Raw genomic sequence first — 17891 nt, forward strand, 5'->3', positions numbered from 1 at the left:
CCCGACCCGAGCAGAACCAGGAGCGAGATCACCCGTGCTGAACGGATTCAAGGACTTCATACTTCGCGGGAACGTCGTCTCGATGGCCATCGGTCTGGCCGTCGGAACGGCGTTCACCTCCGTCGTCACGGGCTTCAGCAAGGCCTTCATCACCCCCCTCATCGGCCTCGCGACCGGAACCGTCGGCAACTTCAACGACGCGACGTTCCACATCGGCGGGACCGTCTTCCCCTACGGCCTGGCCATCTCCGCCACCATCGCCTTCGTCATCACCGCGGCGGTCCTCTACTTCCTGATCGTCGTCCCCATGACGGGGATCCAGCACAAGTTCGCCAAGGAAGAGGCCGCCGACCCCAAGTCGGAGAAGCGCGACTGCCCCCACTGCTACAGCGAGATCCCGGCCATCGCCTCCCGCTGCGCCTTCTGCACCGGCGAGGTCGAGCCCGTCGGCACCCTCCTGGAGAAGGTCTAGGGGGTGTCTCGTCGATCGTGCCGGGCTCGCGGCGTCCGGCACCGCACCTCGCCGCGTTGTCGTCACTCGCCGACGCTCCGCGTCGACTCCCTCCTCCGCCTTGCGATGCACGGCACCGGACACCGCTCCCTGATCCGGCCCGATCGACGAGACACCCCCTGGCTCCCGGCGCCCCGCTGATCACCCGAACGGCCCACACGGACACCCCGGCACGGCCGGGGAACCCGAACCTCCCGCCTGGCGTTGACCAGTACGGAAGGGTCCACTGGGTGAGTGGACCACCACGAAGAAAAGGGTTCCCCTGCCGCACCACTTGGAGGGCGTACCGTGCACCGCCGGCACAACGGGCTGAGGACCGCCGTACTCCTCGGAGGGCTCTCGGCCCTCATCATCGTCATCGGCAGCCTCTTCGGGCGTACGGGACTGATCGTCGCGCTCGTCGTGGCGCTCGGCACCAACGCGTACGCGTACTGGAACAGCGACAAGCTGGCGCTGCGGGCCATGCGCGCCCGCCCGGTCAGCGAGTTCGAGGCGCCCGCGCTCTACCGGATGGTGCGCGAGCTCTCCACGCAGGCGCGCCAGCCCATGCCCCGGCTCTACATCTCGCCGACCCAGGCGCCCAACGCCTTCGCCACCGGCCGCAATCCGCGCAACGCCGCGGTCTGCTGCACCGAGGGCATCCTCGCCCTCCTGGACGAGCGCGAGCTGCGCGGGGTCATCGGCCACGAGCTGAGCCACGTCTACAACCGGGACATCCTGATCTCGTCGGTCGCCGGAGCGCTCGCCTCCGTGATCATGTTCCTGGTCAACTTCGCCTGGCTGATCCCGGTCGGCCGCTCCAACGACGACGACGGCCCCGGACTGCTCGGCATGCTGCTGATCATGATCCTGGGCCCGATCGCCGCCTCGGTCATCCAGCTCGCCATCTCCCGCTCCCGGGAGTACGAGGCCGACGCCTCCGGCGCCCAGCTCACCGGCGATCCGCTCGCCCTGGCGGGCGCCCTGCGGAAGCTGGAGGCCGGCACCAAGCAGCTCCCGCTGCCGCCCGAGCCCCGGATCGAGACCGCGAGCCACATGATGATCGCGAACCCGTTCCGCCCCGGCCAGGGCCTCTCCAAGATGTTCTCCACCCACCCGCCGATGGCCGAGCGCATCGCCCGGCTCGAACAGATGGCAGGTCGACGCCCGTGAAGACGATCCTGAACGTCATTTGGCTGATCCTGTGCGGATTCTGGATGTTCCTGGGCTACATGCTCGCGGGACTCCTGCTCTGCATCACGATCATCGGCATCCCCTTCGGGCTCGCCGCCTTCCGCATCGGCCTCTACGCCCTGTGGCCCTTCGGCAAGACGGTCGTCGACCGCCGCGACGCGGGCGCGCCCTCCTGCGTGGGCAACGTCCTGTGGCTGGTCCTCGCCGGCTGGTGGCTGGCGCTCGGCCACATCACCACCGGCATCGCCCTCTGCATCACGATCATCGGCATCCCGCTGGGCCTCGCGAACTTCAAGCTGATCCCGGTCTCGCTGCTGCCCCTGGGCAAGGAGATCGTCTCCACGGACAGGGCCGCGGGCGTCCACGTCCCCCAGAGCTACTGACCGGACTGCGGGATCCCGGTCTCCCGCAAGGTGATGTTGAGCCGCCCTCTCAGCCCGAGGGCGGGCTCGGCGGTCCCGGGAAACACCCGGGGCACGCCGTGGTGCGCCCACCGGGAGGGACCGCCGAAGACGAACAGGTCCCCGGAGGCCAGCTCGACGTCCCGGTAGGGCCGCCCCCGGTCCTCCGCGTTCCCGAAGCGGAACACGCACCGGTCCCCGAGGCTCAGCGACACCACCGGCGCCCCGGAGCGCTCCTCCCGGTCCTGGTGCATCCCCATCCGCGCCTCGGGCGCGTAGAAGTTCACGAGCGCGGTGTCCGGCGTGAAACCGCCGTCCTCCCCATAAGCCTCGGCAACGGCCTCCCGCCCGAGCGCCACCAGCCAGCCGGGCACTTCCAGGCCGGCGGCGTCGAGATACCGATACGGCACCCACTGCCGCCCCAGACACAGCGACCGCACCGACATGACGCCCCCGCCCGGCAGCACGGTCCGCCGGTACGGCACGGGCCCGCGCCCCCACTCCCGGCAGGCGTCCACCAGCTCCCGCTGCCGCGAGAACGGCAGCCACGCGGGCACGTGCACGGCCCCGGGCGCCACGACGACCCGTTCCCGGGGGAAGAGCCCCTCACTCACACCAGGCCCCCCTCCAGGCCCAGCAGCCGTTCCTTCCGCTCGACCCCGGCGGCGTACCCGCGCAGGGCCCCGTCGGCCCCGATCACCCGGTGACAGGGCCGCACCACGAGCAGCGGATTGCGCCCGATCGCGGTCCCCACGGCCCGCACCCCGGCCCCGGCCGAGCCGACCCGCCGCGCGATCTCCCCGTACGAGACGGTGGAGCCGTACGGCACCTCCTCAAGGGCCCGCCAGACGCGCCGCTGGAACTCCGTCCCGGCGTCACCGTCGAACTCCAGCTCGAACCGCTCCCGCTCCCCGGCGAAGTACTCGCGCAACTGCCCGGCGACCTCCTCGAACGCCCCCGGAGCGGACGTCCACCCGTCCTCGACCACGACGCCCCCCTTCTGCCCCGGCAGGGACAGCGAGCGCAACACGACACGACCCCCCGGCGCGAGCCGCCCGACGAGCAGCATCTCGCCCAGGGGGCCGTCGACGTACGCGTACACGGTCATGACTGCTTCCTCTCCCGCACGGGCCTTCCACGACCCAGTGTGCGGGCCCGCCGACCCGAGGGGCTGGCGGGATTCGGACGCGACCTTCGACGGGCCGACGGCAGTCTCCTGATCCGTACGGAACCACGCCCCTCCGGCGCCTCCTTGGCTTGCTGCTCGACCAAGGCGACCGAGAGGGAACTCGGCGTACTTCTCTCCGACCCGATCGAGTAGACATGCGGAAAGTGCATGGCGCGGTCACAGCTCGTCGCGCAGGGTGGCTCGGTGGACATCATCTCCCTGCCCATCCTCGACGGCGAGGAGGCCCGCCTCGTTGAACCGTCGTGGTGCACCGGCCACGCCGATCATGTCCCATGCCACCGGGTCGACCTCTCCCACACCGGTACCGAGCATCGGCTCACGTTGTTCGACGGCAACGACTTGATGCGCGCCGTGCTCAGCCAGTACCCGTGCTCCACGGACCCTGAACACTGCCGGACGGGTCTGTATGTCGAACAGAGCGGCTACGCGGCCACCCTTGATGCCGAAGGCATCCGGCGGCTGGCGGGCACACTCACCGCACACGCCATGGAGCTGCGGCGGCTCGCCGACCGGTTGGCTGTGCTCGAGAACGAAGAAGCCGAGTCGTGAGCACCCCCTAAGGAGCAGCAGATGCTCCGGGCTCTCGGTTCGGCCTCCTTGCCTGCGGGCGGATCGACGCGCTGCCCTCGGGCGAGAGGGTCAGGAAGTGTGCTGCTCCGTGCAGGCCTGTCGAAGCGGGGCCTGCCGATCGTCGAGCGTGGTGACGCGGCGGACGCGGGGCCCGCACTCGGAGGGCTCGGCGTGCCAGTGGACGGGGACATGGGCGCCCGTGCCGGCGTCATCGGTGACGGGGAGGGCGAGGCCGAGAATCGGCTGCTCGCAGTATGCGCAGACCTTCGTCACCGCCGCCCACCCCTAGGGTGCTTCTCGCAGGCTCGCGGGTACCACTCGGTGGTCCAGTCGGCGATCCGGAGGCGGCGGGGGCCGAGGTCGACGACCTTGCCGGGGGCGAGGGTGATCCCGCACCACACGCAGTCCTGGCCGCGCTGCTGCCGTTGGGTGAGGGTTCCGAGACGCGGTAGCTCCACGGCCGTCAGGTCGTCTGTCGTCGCCATGACCGTGACCGTAGGGCGGCCGATCACGGACGGACAGAGCGATTGCGCCGGATTGTGCGGGCCGTCGGGAGGGTTGGCGCCGGTTGGCTCACACAGTGCCGAGCGAGGCCCGTACGCGACCGATCAGCCGCCGCGCCCGCTCGCCGTGGACGGCGGCCTCGGCGAGCCAGTCCCAGGCCCGTTCGTAGGTGGCGAGGGAGTCGTCGTCGGTGAGCCACATCTCGGTGCCGATGGTCTCGACGACGACGAGGCGCCGGTCGTAGATCCAGAACCCGTGGGACGGGGCGCGGCGCAGTTCGGCGCCGAGGGGGACGACACCGAGGTCGACGGTGTCCAGGCCGATCACGCTCAGGAGCCGGTCGAGCTGCGCGGCGTGGACGCCGGGCGGGACGGTACGGGCGTGCAGCGCGGGTTCCCAGATCAGGAACCGGAAGGTCTTGTCGGGGTCGTACAAGGCTTCCTGGCGGCGGATGCGGGCACGTACGGCATCGTCGACGTCGCGCTCGACCCGGCGGAACTCGGCGGCGGTGGCGAGGGTGTGGCGGGCGTAGTCCGGGGTCTGGAGCAGCCCCGGGATCCGGACGGCCTCGACTGCCCGCGTGACGGTCGTGACGGCGGTCTCGGCGACACCCTGCTCCTGGCGGGCGCGGTGGCCGGCGGCGAGTTGGCGGCGCCAGGACCGGTAGCGGCTCTCCAGACCGGACAGGCGGCCCTTCAGCTCGGCGACGGTGTCCGGGCGGCAGACCGCCGCGGCCCACGCCTCCACGTCGGCGACGCTGGGGGTCTGCTTGCCGTTCTGGAGCCGGGACACCTTCGAACGCTGCCAGCCGAGCCGCTCGGCGAGGGCTTTGCCGTCGAGGCCGGCCTCGACGCGCAGCTCGCGCAGGCGCGCGCCGAGGGCGTCCCGGCCGGTCTGGAAGTCGGTCGTCACGCGTCCGAACGTACTCGCCGCGCGTACTCGCGGGTGGGGACCGCGTGATGCCATGCGGCGTCACGGGCCTGGCAGGCGGCGGCGACCTCGGCGGGGTCCTCGCTGAGGACGACGCCGAGGGTGGTGTCGTCCTCGTCGAACACGAACCGGGCCAGGACGCGGGAGTCGAACAGCCAGAAGTCGTGGTCGGGCAGGCCGAGCGCCTGTGCCCGGATACGGGGGAGGTTACGGATGTCCTCACCCGCGACGACGTTGCCGAGACCGGAGTCCAGAAGGAACCGCTGTCCCTCGGTGAGGGGTTCGTCGACGACGCGGACCCGCTCGAAACGACGTCCCTCCGCGACGGCGGCGGCGACGTTCTCGCGCCAGGCGTCGAACGGCTCGGCGGCGATGTCGGCACCGGCCTTCCACCGGGCCCACTTCGGACTGTCGCGGTCCGTGGCGTAGCCACGCCGGGTCTCCAGACGCCAGGCGGTGTGCCGGAACTCGCGGAACAGATGGGCGATCTCGGAGAACGGAACCATTTCTCGCCGCTCGGCGCGCGGAGCGAACCGTAGGAGGAGGTCGCGGGGCACGGTCACGAACGTCTCGTGCTCCTTGACGTGACGGAGCCGGGCCAGGTGTTCGGGGTCGGTGACGCGATCGCCCTGTGCGAGGACGCTGTCCGTCCCCTCGACCTCGTACAGGGTCGGGCAGTCGCCGGAGTCGCTGGTGGTGCCGATGAACCTGAGCGTCATGCGGTGGGCTCCGTCCGTGTCGGGTCGTCGGAGCCTCAGGATGCGCGGGGTGGCAGGCGGCCGGGCAGGGATTGCGCGAGATTGCGAGGGCTCGCCCGGCGATCGGACGCAGACGCGGGACGGTGAGTGACAAGGGTTCCCTGTGCCACCAGCACGGGCGCATCACCGAGACCGTCCTCGGTGATCCGCCCGTGTCGTGTCCTCGGACCGGCCCGACCGCGCTGTGGCGCAGGCCGGCGGCGTGACTCAGCGGTAGTTCACGAACTGGATCGCGAAGTCGAAGTCCTTGCCCTTGAGGAGGGCCTGCACGGCCTGGAGGTCGTCCCGGCTCTTCGAGCTGACCCGCAGCTCGTCGCCCTGCACCTGCGCCTTGACGCCCTTGGGGCCCTCGTCCCGGATGGCCTTCGCGACCTTCTTGGCGTTCTCCTGCGAGATGCCCTCGGTGACCGAGGCGAAGAGCTTGTACTCCTTGCCGGAGAGCTGCGGCTCGCCCTCGACCTCCAGCGACTTGAGCGAGATCCCGCGCTTGATCAGCTTGGACTGGAAGATGTCGAGGATCGCGTTGACCCGCTCCTCGCCGTTCGCCTGCATGAGGATCTTCTCACCCGACCAGGAGATCGAGGCGTTGGTCCCCTTGAAGTCGTAGCGCTGCGAGATCTCCTTGACGGCCTGGTTGAGGGCGTTGTCGACCTCCTGCCGCTCGACCTTGGAGACGATGTCGAAACTGGAGTCGGCCATGACTCGTGGCTCCTTGCTCGGATGCTGTGGGTTACAGACCGAAGCCTAGGGGGTGAGCCACGGCCCCAACCGCTGATCAATCCGGTGGCGAAGCACCCCGGGGGATCGGGTATTGTTTACGTCGTTGCCAAGGAACACCGCCGAAAAGCGGCTCCGCGGCAGCGATCTCATGGCGATGTGCCCGAGTGGCCAATGGGAGCGGACTGTAAATCCGTCGGCTTAGCCTACCCAGGTTCGAATCCTGGCGTCGCCACGCGATGAAGAAGGTCCCCGGTGCTTGCACCGGGGACCTTCTCTCGTTGTGCCAGGGGACGGGTCAGTTTCCGGCCACCGACTTCACCGCCACCGAGACCGGTGTCGAGCCCGAGGTCAGTTCCAGGGTGAGGCCGGACGTCGCCGGGGTCTCCAGGAGTTCCGCGAGGACCGCCGCCACGTCGTCGCGGGGGACCTGGCCCCGGCCCGTGCGGGCCTCCAGACGGACCAGACCCGTGCCCGCGTCGTTCGTGAGGGCGCCCGGGCGCAGGATCGTCCAGTCCAGGGTCGTGCGGGAGCGGATCTCGTCGTCCGCCGATCCCTTGGCCCGCAGGTACGTGTCGAAGATCTCGTCGCCCGGGTGGGACGCGTCCGCGCCCATCGAGGAGACGACCACGTACCGCCGCACCCCCGCCCGTTCCGCCGCGTCCGCGAAGAGCACCGCGGCCCCCCGGTCCACCGTGTCCTTGCGGTCCGCGCCGCTGCCCGGGCCCGCGCCCGCGGCGAAGACCACCGCGTCGGCGCCCCGCAGGGCGTCGGCGACCATGTGGGACGACGCCGTCTCCAGGTCCAGGACGACGGGTTCGGCACCCGCCTCCCGCAGGTCCGCCGCCTGTTCCGGCCGGCGGATGATCCCCGCCACCTCGTGTCCGCCCGCCGAGAGCAGCCTCTCCAGGCGCAGGGCGATCTGTCCGTGTCCTCCAGCGATGACGATGCGCATACTCACGACCGTACGACGGGACCGGCCTGAGGGCTCCCCGGCTCGGGCGGCCGCCTCGTCCGCGCCTGCCGCGGCAGGTCGAGCGCCGCCGCCGAGTCGCAGTACTCCCGCACCGCGCTCGTCCGCGCCACCACCCGCCCCCGGTGCACCACGATCCGGCTGTACGCCAGGGACAGCGCGCCCGCGAGCCGCTCGCCCCGCACCGCCAGGAGCTCCGCCGGGAAGCCCGCCTCCACCCGCACCTCCGGAAGGCCCATCACCGCCCTGGCCTCCGCGCTCACCGCCCCGTACGCCTCCTCGGGCGAGAGCCCGCCCCGCGAGGCCAGCAGATAGGCCGCCTCCAGCGGGTCCCCGCGCCCCACCGGGTTCGCCGCGTCCCGCAGCGCCCCGCTCCCGGCCGCCACCCGCACCCCCGCCGCCCGCAGCAGCCCCACCGGCGCCACGCCCCGGGGCCCTCCGTCCCGCGCCCCCGCGTCCGCGCACCCGCCCTGCGGCAGGCACACCACCGCCACGCCGGCCGCCGCCAGCCGGTCCGCCGCCCGCCCCGCCACCTCCGACGGGAGCCGGGCGAGGCCCGCGCACGGTCCGATCGTCACCCCGGGGACCAGCCCTTCGGCCATCGCCGCCAGGCGGGCCAGCCACGCCGGGTCGTCCCCCTCCGTGTGCAGGTCCACCGGCACCCCGTGCTCCGCCGCCACCTCCAGGACCGCCGCCAGGTGCCCGGCCGGATCCGGATCCAGGTCCGGACGTCCGCCGACCGCGCCCGCGCCCCTCCGCACCGCGTCCCGCAGCAGCGCCCGCCCCTCCGCGCCCGCCGCCCCGCCGAGCAGCCGCGGCACCGCCACCGGCGTCAGCACGCCGAGGCCGTGCAGCGACCCCTGGACCCTGAGCACCGCCTCCAGCGGCCCCAGCCCGCGGTCGTCGCCGATCCGCACGTGCGCGCGCAGCGCGGTCGCGCCGTGCCCGAGCTGGAGCAGCGCGGCCTCCGTGGCCCGGCGCCGCACCTCCTCCCCGCCGTACGGGACGGGGCCGGGGGAGTCGGCGGTGAGCGCGCTGTCGGCGTGGGCGTGGGGCTCGGCGGGCGCGGGCAGCAGCAGATGGCCGGTGAGGTCCACCCGGGCGCTCGCGGTCACGGGCGCGAGGCTGCCCGCCGTGCCGACCGCCTCGATCCGGTCGCCCACGAGCCGCACGTCCACGGTCCGCCCGTCGGCGAGCCGCGCGTGCGAGAGCAGGAGCGAGGTCGGTCCGGCGCCGGCCGCGGCCCCGTCCTCGGGCGGCCGGGGCTGCTTGCTGTCGGCTGACATCCGGCTCCTCGCGCCTCCTCGGGATCGGGATCACCCGGCGTGGGCCCGAGCCTAGGGCGCCCGCGATGACCTGCGGGGAGGGGCGCGGCGGGCGTACCCGATGAGGGCACGTGTGGCGTACGTGACGCCTGGTGAGAAGGGCCGGAACGGCTCCGGGAAACGGATTTGGGAGATGGGCCGGAGACCGTGTAATGTCTTCCTCGCTCGCCCCAATAGCTCAGTCGGTAGAGCGTCTCCATGGTAAGGAGAAGGTCTACGGTTCGATTCCGTATTGGGGCTCTGGTGAGAAGGACCCGCCTTCGGGCGGGATCCGGATCATCAAAGCGGTGTAGCTCAGTCGGTAGAGCAAGCGGCTCATAATCGCTGTGTCACCGGTTCAAGTCCGGTCACCGCTACACACGGTAGCCGATTGCGGGGTCGGTCCTTCGATCGGCTACCCTTTTATGCGTTCATCCGTCCAACCGTCCGTCCAAGGAGCACTCACGTGGCTGCCACCGACGTCCGCCCGAAGATCACGCTGGCCTGCGTGGAGTGCAAGGAGCGGAACTACATCACCAAGAAGAACCGGCGCAACAACCCGGACCGTCTTGAGATGAAGAAGCACTGCCCTCGCTGCAACTCGCACACCGCGCACCGCGAGACGCGTTAATCAGGCTCGTACACGAGGCCGTCCCCACTCGGGGGCGGCCTCGTGTCGTTTGTCGGAAACGAATTCCAGGAGGTATCGAGTCCATGGCGCTCGACCAGTCCTTCGTGGGCCGGACCTATCCGCCCACCCCGCCCTACGAGGTCGGCCGCGAGAAGATCCGCGAGTTCGCCGAGGCGATCGAGGACGCCAACCCCGCGTACACCGACGCCGAGGCGGCCAAGGCGCTCGGCCACCCCGACGTGATCGCCCCGCCCACCTTCGTGTTCGCCATCACGTTCAAGGCGGCCGGACAGGTCGTCGAGGACCCGCAGCTCGGCCTCGACTACAGCCGGGTCGTCCACGGCGACCAGAAGTTCGCCTACACCCGCCCCGTACGGGCCGGGGACCGGCTCTCGGTCACCTCCACCATCGAGGCGATCAAGTCCCTCGCCGGCAACGACATCCTGGACATCCGCGGCGAGGTCCACGACGAGACCGGCGAGCACGTCGTCACCGCCTGGACCAAGCTCGTCTCCCGAGCGCCCGAGGAGGCCTGACCATGACCGCGAAGATCGCCTACGACGAGGTCGAGGTCGGCACCGAACTGCCCGCGCAGACCTTCCCGGTGACCCGCGCCACCCTCGTCCGGTACGCCGGTGCCTCCGGGGACTTCAACCCCATCCACTGGAACGAGAAGTTCGCCGTCGGGGTCGGCCTGCCCGACGTCATCGCCCACGGCATGTTCACCATGGCCGAGGCGATCCGCGTCGTCACCGACTGGGCCGGCGACCCCGCCGCCGTCATCGAGTACGGCGTCCGCTTCACCAAGCCCGTCGTCGTCCCCAACGACGACACCGGCGCCCTGATCGAGGTCGCCGCCAAGGTCGCGGCCAAGCTGGACGACGGCCTGGTACGGGTGGACCTCACGGCGACCAGCGCGGGCCAGAAGGTCCTGGGGATGAGCCGGGCCGTGGTGCGGCTCGCCTGACGGACGTCGGACTACGGCTTGCTTTTTCGCTCGCGAAAAAGCAAGCCGTAACCTTGGCCCCGTGCAGCTCCTCAACGACGCCCCCCTCGCCCCCCTCACCACCTTCCGTCTCGGCGGCCCCGCCTCCCGGCTCGTCACCGCGACCACCGACGACGAGGTGATCGCGGCCGTTCGCGAGGCCGACGACGCCGGGACGCCGCTGCTGATCATCGGCGGCGGGTCCAACCTGGTCATCGGGGACAAGGGCTTCGACGGCACCGCGCTCCGGATCGCCACCACCGGCTTCTCCCTCGACGGGACCCGCCTGGAGCTGGCCGCCGGAGAGGTCTGGACGGACGCCGTCGCGCGGACCGTCGAGGCCGGGCTCGCCGGGATCGAGTGCCTGGCCGGGATCCCCGGCTCGGCCGGGGCCACCCCGATCCAGAACGTCGGCGCGTACGGGCAGGACGTCTCCGCCACCGTCACCGAGGTCGTCGCGTACGACCGGACCACCCGCGAGACGGTCACGCTGACCAACGCCGAGTGCGCCTTCTCGTACCGGCACAGCCGCTTCAAGGAGCACCCCGAGCGGTACGTCGTCCTGCGCGTCCGCTTCGACCTCGAAGACGCCGACGGGCTCTCCGCGCCGATCAAGTACGCCGAGACCGCCCGCGCCCTCGGCGTCGGGGTCGGCGACCGCGTCCCGCTCGCCGCCGCCCGCGAGACCGTCCTGAAGCTGCGCGCCGGGAAGGGCATGGTCCTGGACCCGGAGGACCACGACACCTGGTCGGCCGGCTCCTTCTTCACCAACCCGATCCTCACGGCCGGGCAGTACGAGGCCTTCCTCGCGCGCGTGGCCGAGCGCCTCGGCCCGGACGTCGCCCCGCCCGCCTTCCCCGCCGGCGACGACGCGGTGAAGACCTCGGCGGCCTGGCTGATCGACCGGGCCGGGTTCACCAAGGGGTACGGCTCCGGGCCCGCCCGGATCTCCACCAAGCACACGCTCGCCCTCACCAACCGGGGCGAGGCGACCACCGAGGACCTGCTCGCCCTCGCCCGCGAGGTCGTCGCCGGGGTCAGGGACGCCTTCGGCATCACCCTCGTCAACGAGCCCGTCACCGTCGGCGTCGAGATCTAGTACGGCCGGTACGGCTAGTACGCGACGCCCACGCCCTGCTTCACCGTCGCCGGTTCGTCGACCATCGCCAGCATCGCGTGCGCCACGTCCGCGCGGGACAGGAAGCGGCCCCGGGGCGGGGTGCCGCCGACGACCGTGCGGTACCGGCCGGTGACCGGTCCGTCCGTCAGCCGGGGCGGGCGCACGGCGGTCCAGTCGGCACCGCTCGCGGCGAGGTCGGACTCCATGGCCCGCAGGTCGGCGTAGACGTCCTTCAGGACGGCGCCGACGACCGCGCGTGCCGCCCTGTCCACGAGAGCCTGACCGTCCGGGACCGGGCCCAGCGGGGCCGCGCTGACCACCAGGAGGCGGCGCACCTTCTCGGCCTCCGCCGCCGCGAGCACCGAGCGGGTCAGCCGGGCCGCCACGCCCGCGTCCGCGCGGCTCCTGGCGCCCAGGCCCGAGAGGACCGCGTCCCGGCCGGCGACCGCCGCGCGCAGGGCCTCCGGGTCGGACAGGTCCTCGGCCCGCCGGACCACGAGCCGCGTGCCGCTCACCGCGAGCCGCGCCGGGTCCCGCACCACCGCCGTCACCTCGTGGCCCGCGGCCAGCGCCTGGCGGACGACCTCCCGGCCGACGCCGCCGGTCGCGCCGAAGACGGTGAACCTCGTCATTCCGTGCCTCCCCCGTGGCAGGACCCGCTCAAGACCCCTGACAGGGCCCGTTCAGGACCCGATCCAGTCGTCGATCCCCGCGAGCAGCTTCTCCCGTACCCCCTCCGGCGCCGCCGAACCCCGCACCGACTGCCGGGCCAGCTCCGCCAGTTCCGCGTCCGTGAAGCCGTGGTGGCGGCGGGCGATCTCGTACTGCGCCGCGAGCCGCGAGCCGAAGAGCAGCGGGTCGTCCGCGCCGAGCGCCATCGGCACCCCGGCGTCGAAGAGCGTCCGCAGCGGTACGTCCTCGTGCCGCTCGTACACCCCGAGGGCCACGTTCGACGCCGGGCAGACCTCGCAGGTCACCCCCCGCTCGGCGAGCCTGCTCAGCAGCCTCGGGTCCTCCGCCGCCCGCACCCCGTGGCCGACCCGCGCCGCCCGCAGGTCGTCCAGGCAGTCCCGCACCGACGCCGGGCCCGTCAGCTCGCCGCCGTGCGGGGCCGCGAGGAGGCCCCCGTCCCGGGCGATCGCGAACGCCCGGTCGAAGTCCCGGGCCATGCCCCGGCGCTCGTCGTTGGAGAGCCCGAAGCCCACCACGCCCCGGTCCGCGAACCGCACCGCGAGCCGGGCCAGGGTGCGCGCCTCCAGGGGGTGCTTCATCCGGTTCGCCGCCACCAGGACCCGCATCCCGAGCCCGGTCTCCCGGGACGCCGACTCGACCGCGTCCAGGATGATCTCCAGGGCCGGGATGAGCCCGCCGAGGTGCGGGGCGTACGAGGTGGGATCGACCTGGATCTCCAGCCACCCCGAACCGTCCCTGACGTCCTCCTCGGCCGCCTCGCGGACCAGCCGCCGGATGTCCTCGGGCGAGCGCAGGCAGGAGCGGGCGATGTCGTAGAGGCGCTGGAAGCGGAACCAGCCGCGCTCGTCGGTCGCCCGCAGCTTGGGGGGCGTACCGCTGCTCAGCGCTTCGGGGAGGTGCACGCCGTACTTGTCGGCCAGCTCGATCAGCGTCGTGGGCCGCATCGAACCGGTGAAGTGCAGGTGCAGATGGGCCTTGGGCAACAGGGTGAGGTCGCGGTCGTTGTGCTCCATCGACCGATCCTGCCGCACCCGAATGGGGGAGGACAGCCCCTTTCCCCGATCGGGGCCCTCCCGAACGCAGAAACGGGCCCCGGTTCCGAAGAACCGGGGCCCGCGGCGAACCGGGCGAGCAGTCCCGGAATATCGGGACCGGCTCTACTTGAGGACTGCGATCAGTCCGTCGCCTCGGCCAGCAGCTTCTGGATCCGGGACACGCCCTCCACCAGGTCCTCGTCGCCGAGCGCGTACGACAGGCGCAGGTAGCCCGGGGTGCCGAAGGCCTCGCCCGGGACGACCGCGACCTCGACCTCGTCCAGGATCAGGGCGGCCAGCTCGACCGAGGTCCGCGGACGCTGCCCGCGGATCTCCTTGCCGAGCAGCCCCTTCACCGACGGGTACGCGTAGAACGCGCCCTCCGGGGTCGGGCAGTACACGCCCTCGATCTCGTTCAGCATCCGCACGATCGTCTGGCGGCGCCGGTCGAAGGCGGTGCGCATCTCCGCGACCGCGTCCAGGTTCCCGGAGACGGCGGCGAGCGCGGCGACCTGCGCGACGTTGCTCACGTTGGACGTGGCGTGCGACTGGAGGTTCGTGGCGGCCTTCACGACGTCCTCGGGGCCCACGATCCACCCGACGCGCCAGCCCGTCATCGCGTACGTCTTCGCCACGCCGTTGACCACGATGCACTTGTCGCGCAGCTCGGGCACCAGCGCCGGCAGCGAGGTGAACTTCGCGTCGCCGTAGACCAGGTGCTCGTAGATCTCGTCCGTGAGGACCCACAGGCCGTGCTCGACGGCCCAGCGGCCGATCGCCTCGGCGTCGGCCTCGCTGTAGACGGCGCCGGTCGGGTTGGAGGGGGAGACGAAGAGGACGACCTTGGTCTTCTCCGTGCGGGCCGCCTCCAGCTGCTCCACCGAGACCCGGTAGCCGGTCGTCTCGTCGGCCACGACCTCCACCGGCACGCCGCCCGCGAGACGGATCGACTCGGGGTACGTCGTCCAGTACGGCGCCGGGACGATGACCTCGTCGCCCGGGTCGAGGATCGCGGCGAAGGCCTCGTAGATCGCCTGCTTGCCGCCGTTGGTCACCAGGATCTGGGACGGGTCGACCTCGTAGCCGGAGTCGCGCAGCGTCTTGGCGGCGATGGCGGACTTCAGCTCGGGCAGGCCGCCGGCCGGCGTGTAGCGGTGGTACTTCGGGTTCTTGCAGGCCTCCACGGCCGCCTCGACGATGTAGTCGGGGGTCGGGAAGTCGGGCTCGCCCGCGCCGAAACCGATCACCGGACGGCCGGCGGCCTTGAGGGCCTTGGCCTTGGCGTCGACGGCGAGGGTGGCGGACTCGGAGATCGCACCGATACGGGCGGAGACCCGACGCTCGGTGGGAGGGGTAGCAGCGCTCATGCGGCCCATCGTCCCAGACCGCGTCCTGGCCGGGCACACAGGTTTCACGGACCGGACAGGAACGGTCATTCCCGGTCGTACACGCGTCCTGCGGCAGGTCTGCGGCAGGTCGGGGCGGCTTCTGTTCGACGTAGGGGCCCAAGACCACGTATGCTCACTCCTCGTTGGTCCGCACCGGCCGCGTCTCACGATGCGGTAGGTTGGGGCACTGACAAAGGGTCGTAGCTCAATTGGTAGAGCACCGGTCTCCAAAACCGGCGGTTGGGGGTTCAAGTCCCTCCGGCCCTGCTACACACACCGCCAGGTGTTGTGCGCATGTACGTACTTCATTGCACCGCCGTGCGGCTCCACCCGGGCGCGGCACGGCCGACCCGGAATCAGGTGAGACATCGTGACGGACGCCGTAGGCTCCATCGACACGCCTGATGCCGACGACGAGACGGCAGAGTCGAAGAAGAAGTCCCGCAAGGGCGGAAAGCGCGGGAAGAAGGGCCCTCTGGGCCGCCTCGCGCTCTTCTACCGCCAGATCATCGCGGAACTCCGCAAGGTCGTCTGGCCCACGCGCAGCCAGCTGTCGACGTACACCACCGTGGTGATCATCTTCGTCGTCATCATGATCGGCCTTGTCACCGTGATTGACTATGGCTTCCAGGAAGCAGTCAAGTACGTCTTCGGCTGACTTTTTGTTCCACCCCATCTGTATCGCAGGAAGAAGCAGCCACCGTGTCTGACGCGAACCTGAACGACGCCTTCGAGTCCGAGTCCGTCGAGGACGAGCTGGACATCGTCGAGGCCGCCGACGAGGACCAGGCCGACGCTGCTGAGGACGCTGCCGACGAGGCCGCTGCCGACGAGACCGTCGAGGACGAGACCGTCGAGGACGAGCTCGCGGAGGACGAGGACGCCGCCGACGCGGTCGAGTCCGACGAGGGCGACGAGGACGAGGCCGTCGCCGAGGTCGAGGAAGAGGAGGAGGCCGAGGAGGCCGCTCCGGTCGACCCGGTCGCCGCGCTCCGCGAGGAGCTGCGCACCCTCCCCGGCGAGTGGTACGTCATCCACACCTACGCGGGCTACGAGAAGCGCGTGAAGGCCAACCTGGAGCAGCGCGCCGTCTCGCTCAACGTCGAGGACTTCATCTACCAGGCCGAGGTCCCCGAGGAAGAGATCGTCCAGATCAAGGGCGGCGAGCGGAAGAACGTCAAGCAGAACAAGCTCCCCGGCTACGTGCTCGTCCGCATGGACCTCACGAATGAGTCCTGGGGCGTCGTCCGCAACACGCCCGGCGTCACCGGCTTCGTGGGCAACGCCTACGACCCGTACCCGCTGACCCTGGACGAGATCGTCAAGATGCTCGCCCCGGAGGCCGAGGAGAAGGCCGCCCGCGAGGCCGCCGAGGCCGAGGGCAAGCCGGCTCCGGCCCGCAAGCTGGAGGTCCAGGTCCTGGACTTCGAGGTCGGCGACTCGGTCACCGTCACCGACGGCCCCTTCGCCACCCTCCAGGCCACGATCAACGAGATCAACGCCGACTCGAAGAAGGTCAAGGGCCTCGTCGAGATCTTCGGCCGCGAGACCCCGGTCGAGCTCAGCTTCGACCAGATCCAGAAGAACTGATCACACGGTTTTCCGACCAGGTCAGAGTGGCTGCGACAGCCGCTCTGACCTGCTCGGTTTTTAGCCGCACGTGTATACCCGTTATCGTTGTGCGGTATGCCTGCATCCGTATGTCCGGATGGCGGGCTGAACACTCTCACTAGGACCCGGAGAGAGCAATGCCTCCCAAGAAGAAGAAGGTCACGGGGCTTATCAAGCTCCAGATCAACGCCGGTGCGGCCAACCCGGCCCCGCCGGTCGGCCCCGCACTGGGTCAGCACGGCGTCAACATCATGGAGTTCTGCAAGGCCTACAACGCCGCGACCGAGTCGCAGCGTGGCATGGTCGTGCCGGTGGAGATCACGGTCTACGAGGACCGCTCCTTCACCTTCATCACCAAGACTCCGCCGGCCGCCAAGCTGATCCTCAAGGCCGCGGGTGTGGACAAGGGCTCCGGCGAGCCGCACAAGACCAAGGTCGCCAAGCTCACCGCCGCCCAGGTCCGCGAGATCGCCACGGTCAAGCTCCCCGACCTGAACGCCAACGACCTGGACGCCGCGTCCAAGATCATCGCTGGCACCGCCCGTTCCATGGGCATCACGGTCGAGGGCTGACCAGCCCCCTCGTGACCCAGTGGTAGGGCCGGCGCGGCCCGCACCACGACTCCATACCTGAAACAACAGGAGAAGAAGTGAAGCGCAGCAAGGCTCTCCGCGGCGCGGACGCCAAGGTCGACCGCGAGCGGAACTACGCTCCCCTCGAGGCCGTCCGTCTCGCCAAGGACACCGCCACCACGAAGTTCGACGGCACCGTCGAGGTCGCCTTCCGCCTGGGTGTCGACCCGCGCAAGGCCGACCAGATGGTCCGTGGCACCGTGAACCTCCCGCACGGCACCGGCAAGACCGCCCGGGTCCTGGTCTTCGCGACCGGTGAGCGTGCCGAGGCCGCGATCGCCGCGGGCGCCGACATCGTCGGCTCCGACGAGCTCATCGACGAGATCTCCAAGGGCAACCGCCTGAACGAGTTCGACGCCGTGGTGGCCACCCCGGACCTCATGGGCAAGGTCGGCCGCCTCGGCCGCGTCCTCGGCCCGCGTGGTCTCATGCCCAACCCGAAGGTCGGCACCGTCACCCCCGACGTCGCCAAGGCCGTCAACGAGATCAAGGGCGGCAAGATCGAGTTCCGCGTCGACAAGCACTCGAACCTGCACTTCATCATCGGCAAGGTCTCCTTCGACGAGACGAAGCTGGTCGAGAACTACGCCGCGGCCCTGGAGGAGATCCTCCGTCTGAAGCCGTCCGCCGCCAAGGGCCGCTACATCAAGAAGGCGACCCTGACGACGACGATGGGCCCCGGCATCCCGCTGGACTCCAACCGCACCCGCAACCTCCTCGTCGAGGAGGACCCGGCCGCGGTCTGAGCCCCATCGGCTCGCTGAAGT

At 71.0% G+C, this 17891-nt stretch carries 22 protein-coding genes, 4 tRNA genes and 1 pseudogene; 16 read left to right on the forward strand and 11 right to left on the reverse strand.

Features of this window, described 5'->3' with window-relative positions; all coding sequences use genetic code 11:
• The first annotated feature begins 34 nt into the window (after positions 1-34).
• The 3 genes from mscL to ACWGSR_RS05250 all read left to right on the forward strand — a co-directional run bounded on the left by mscL (position 35) and on the right by ACWGSR_RS05250 (position 2067).
• A complete protein-coding gene (mscL, locus tag ACWGSR_RS05240) occupies positions 35-472 on the forward strand; it encodes a large conductance mechanosensitive channel protein MscL (RefSeq protein ID WP_376240477.1) in 438 nt (145 codons plus the stop codon).
• 327 nt (positions 473-799) lie between these two features.
• Positions 800-1663 carry a zinc metalloprotease HtpX gene (gene htpX, locus ACWGSR_RS05245; RefSeq protein ID WP_376240474.1) on the forward strand — a complete coding sequence of 288 codons (864 nt, stop codon included), beginning with the start codon at positions 800-802 and terminating at the stop codon, positions 1661-1663.
• On the forward strand, positions 1660-2067 hold the full coding sequence (locus tag ACWGSR_RS05250; protein WP_376240472.1) for a YccF domain-containing protein: 408 nt from the start codon (positions 1660-1662) through the stop codon (positions 2065-2067). Before htpX ends, ACWGSR_RS05250 begins: the two co-directional genes overlap by 4 nt.
• On the opposite strand, the gene ACWGSR_RS05255 is transcribed toward ACWGSR_RS05250, so the two are convergent.
• Complete coding sequence (locus ACWGSR_RS05255) at positions 2061-2699, reverse strand: alpha-ketoglutarate-dependent dioxygenase AlkB family protein (protein WP_453563690.1); 639 nt, start codon at positions 2697-2699, stop codon at positions 2061-2063. The genes ACWGSR_RS05250 and ACWGSR_RS05255 overlap by 7 nt on opposite strands.
• Complete coding sequence (locus ACWGSR_RS05260) at positions 2696-3193, reverse strand: methylated-DNA--[protein]-cysteine S-methyltransferase (protein WP_453563692.1); 498 nt, start codon at positions 3191-3193, stop codon at positions 2696-2698. Before ACWGSR_RS05260 ends, ACWGSR_RS05255 begins: the two co-directional genes overlap by 4 nt.
• A 264-nt stretch (positions 3194-3457) precedes the next feature.
• Here ACWGSR_RS05260 and ACWGSR_RS05265 point away from each other — a divergent pair, with 264 nt between their 5' ends.
• Positions 3458-3823: a DUF6907 domain-containing protein gene (locus ACWGSR_RS05265; RefSeq protein WP_376240464.1), complete on the forward strand. Its 366-nt coding sequence runs from the start codon at positions 3458-3460 to the stop codon at positions 3821-3823.
• A gap of 290 nt (positions 3824-4113) precedes the next feature.
• On the opposite strand, the gene ACWGSR_RS05270 is transcribed toward ACWGSR_RS05265, so the two are convergent.
• The 4 genes from ACWGSR_RS05270 to ACWGSR_RS05285 all read right to left on the reverse strand — a co-directional run bounded on the left by ACWGSR_RS05270 (position 4114) and on the right by ACWGSR_RS05285 (position 6735).
• On the reverse strand, positions 4114-4329 hold the full coding sequence (locus tag ACWGSR_RS05270; RefSeq protein ID WP_376240462.1) for a hypothetical protein: 216 nt from the start codon (positions 4327-4329) through the stop codon (positions 4114-4116).
• A gap of 88 nt (positions 4330-4417) precedes the next feature.
• Positions 4418-5260 carry a helix-turn-helix domain-containing protein gene (locus ACWGSR_RS05275; RefSeq protein WP_453563696.1) on the reverse strand — a complete coding sequence of 281 codons (843 nt, stop codon included), beginning with the start codon at positions 5258-5260 and terminating at the stop codon, positions 4418-4420.
• Complete coding sequence (locus ACWGSR_RS05280; protein WP_453563699.1) at positions 5257-5997, reverse strand: DUF6879 family protein; 741 nt, start codon at positions 5995-5997, stop codon at positions 5257-5259. The genes ACWGSR_RS05275 and ACWGSR_RS05280 overlap by 4 nt, the downstream gene beginning before the upstream one ends.
• 246 nt (positions 5998-6243) lie before the next feature.
• Complete coding sequence (locus ACWGSR_RS05285) at positions 6244-6735, reverse strand: YajQ family cyclic di-GMP-binding protein (protein WP_366370994.1); 492 nt, start codon at positions 6733-6735, stop codon at positions 6244-6246.
• 171 nt (positions 6736-6906) lie between these two features.
• On the opposite strand from ACWGSR_RS05285, the gene ACWGSR_RS05290 reads away from it, so the two are divergent.
• A tRNA-Tyr gene (locus ACWGSR_RS05290) sits at positions 6907-6988 on the forward strand.
• A 63-nt stretch (positions 6989-7051) separates the two neighbouring features.
• On the opposite strand, the gene ACWGSR_RS05295 is transcribed toward ACWGSR_RS05290, so the two are convergent.
• Both ACWGSR_RS05295 and ACWGSR_RS05300 read right to left on the reverse strand, forming a co-directional pair.
• Complete coding sequence (locus ACWGSR_RS05295) at positions 7052-7708, reverse strand: SDR family oxidoreductase (RefSeq protein ID WP_453563702.1); 657 nt, start codon at positions 7706-7708, stop codon at positions 7052-7054.
• Positions 7709-7710: 2 nt separating this feature from the next.
• Positions 7711-9012, reverse strand: a complete 1302-nt coding sequence (locus ACWGSR_RS05300; RefSeq protein WP_453563704.1) for an amidohydrolase family protein — start codon at positions 9010-9012, stop codon at positions 7711-7713.
• A 206-nt stretch (positions 9013-9218) separates the two neighbouring features.
• Here ACWGSR_RS05300 and ACWGSR_RS05305 point away from each other — a divergent pair.
• From ACWGSR_RS05305 to ACWGSR_RS05330, 6 genes and pseudogenes are all read left to right on the forward strand, one after another.
• Positions 9219-9291: transfer RNA gene (locus ACWGSR_RS05305), tRNA-Thr, on the forward strand.
• Positions 9292-9334: 43 nt separating this feature from the next.
• Positions 9335-9407 (forward strand) — tRNA-Met (locus ACWGSR_RS05310).
• A gap of 89 nt (positions 9408-9496) precedes the next feature.
• A complete protein-coding gene (gene rpmG, locus ACWGSR_RS05315; RefSeq protein ID WP_003956487.1) occupies positions 9497-9661 on the forward strand; it encodes a 50S ribosomal protein L33 in 165 nt (54 codons plus the stop codon).
• Between the two features lie 83 nt (positions 9662-9744).
• Entirely contained in the window at positions 9745-10197 is a 453-nt protein-coding gene (locus ACWGSR_RS05320; RefSeq protein WP_376240448.1) for an FAS1-like dehydratase domain-containing protein, read from the forward strand.
• 2 nt (positions 10198-10199) lie between these two features.
• The gene (locus tag ACWGSR_RS05325) at positions 10200-10628 is read left to right on the forward strand and encodes a MaoC family dehydratase (protein WP_453563707.1); all 429 of its coding nucleotides are present in this window, start codon (positions 10200-10202) and stop codon (positions 10626-10628) included.
• A gap of 58 nt (positions 10629-10686) precedes the next feature.
• A pseudogene (locus tag ACWGSR_RS05330) lies at positions 10687-11745 on the forward strand (UDP-N-acetylmuramate dehydrogenase); the annotation flags it as partial.
• 14 nt (positions 11746-11759) lie between these two features.
• On the opposite strand, the gene ACWGSR_RS05335 reads toward ACWGSR_RS05330, so the two are convergent.
• From ACWGSR_RS05335 to ACWGSR_RS05345, 3 genes are all read right to left on the reverse strand, one after another.
• Positions 11760-12398 carry an NAD(P)-dependent oxidoreductase gene (locus ACWGSR_RS05335; protein WP_453563709.1) on the reverse strand — a complete coding sequence of 213 codons (639 nt, stop codon included), beginning with the start codon at positions 12396-12398 and terminating at the stop codon, positions 11760-11762.
• A gap of 51 nt (positions 12399-12449) precedes the next feature.
• Positions 12450-13472 carry an adenosine deaminase gene (locus ACWGSR_RS05340; RefSeq protein ID WP_376240443.1) on the reverse strand — a complete coding sequence of 341 codons (1023 nt, stop codon included), beginning with the start codon at positions 13470-13472 and terminating at the stop codon, positions 12450-12452.
• A 161-nt stretch (positions 13473-13633) separates the two neighbouring features.
• Positions 13634-14860, reverse strand: a complete 1227-nt coding sequence (locus ACWGSR_RS05345; RefSeq protein WP_453563712.1) for a pyridoxal phosphate-dependent aminotransferase — start codon at positions 14858-14860, stop codon at positions 13634-13636.
• Between the two features lie 215 nt (positions 14861-15075).
• Between ACWGSR_RS05345 and ACWGSR_RS05350 the strand changes: the two genes are divergently transcribed.
• From ACWGSR_RS05350 to rplA, 5 genes are all read left to right on the forward strand, one after another.
• Positions 15076-15148 (forward strand) — tRNA-Trp (locus ACWGSR_RS05350).
• A 103-nt stretch (positions 15149-15251) separates the two neighbouring features.
• Positions 15252-15539, forward strand: coding sequence for a preprotein translocase subunit SecE (gene secE, locus ACWGSR_RS05355; RefSeq protein WP_030208944.1), 288 nt, complete (start codon positions 15252-15254; stop codon positions 15537-15539).
• Positions 15540-15583: 44 nt separating this feature from the next.
• Positions 15584-16471, forward strand: coding sequence for a transcription termination/antitermination protein NusG (gene nusG / locus ACWGSR_RS05360; RefSeq protein ID WP_453563715.1), 888 nt, complete (start codon positions 15584-15586; stop codon positions 16469-16471).
• A 158-nt stretch (positions 16472-16629) separates the two neighbouring features.
• Complete coding sequence (rplK, locus tag ACWGSR_RS05365) at positions 16630-17064, forward strand: 50S ribosomal protein L11 (protein WP_030318720.1); 435 nt, start codon at positions 16630-16632, stop codon at positions 17062-17064.
• Positions 17065-17141: 77 nt separating this feature from the next.
• Positions 17142-17870: a 50S ribosomal protein L1 gene (rplA, locus tag ACWGSR_RS05370; protein ID WP_121831424.1), complete on the forward strand. Its 729-nt coding sequence runs from the start codon at positions 17142-17144 to the stop codon at positions 17868-17870.
• Positions 17871-17891 lie beyond the last annotated feature (21 nt).

This window comes from Streptomyces sp. NPDC055632 (genome assembly GCF_053618675.1).